Raw genomic sequence first — 426 nt, 5'->3', positions numbered from 1 at the left:
ATGGAAAATTAAAGAATTTGCCGAAATCAAACATACGTTTTTTCTCATTTCTATGATTTATTTTAATGTATTGGCAGCGGATGAATTAGCTGAAAATGTGAGCTTGCTGTACATCATATTCACCTTACAAGGAATCATGATGTGTTACGTGTCATACCGCAAAAAAAGCTGGTTGATCGGCATTGCCGGAGTGATTGTATTATTACAGGCAGCCTGCGGCCTCATACAATACCCGGCACGTTCATTACACGTTCTCAGCATTGTCTCTTGGCTGCTGCTGATCTGCTCACTATTTGGCGGCTATCTGTATTCGAAGAAAATACATTATAAACAAATCACAATCGTTGTTTCGTCCGCTGTTTCATTGCTGCTGCTTGTATTCTTCAGCAAATTATCCATATGGATGTCGGATAGGATTGACGGCGT

The 426-nt window shown here is 40.1% G+C and carries 1 pseudogene; it reads left to right on the top strand.

Annotation, left to right across the window (positions count from 1 at the left end):
• Positions 1–426, top strand: a pseudogene (locus RVS70_RS22655) (DUF2339 domain-containing protein); the annotation flags it as partial.

Origin of the sequence: Virgibacillus sp. M23, assembly GCF_034190895.1 — a bacterium.
Lineage (GTDB): Bacteria > Bacillota > Bacilli > Bacillales > Amphibacillaceae > Virgibacillus > Virgibacillus salarius.
Note: the sequence above shows the minus strand (reverse complement) of the source record. Positions and strands in the feature narration are given on the sequence as shown.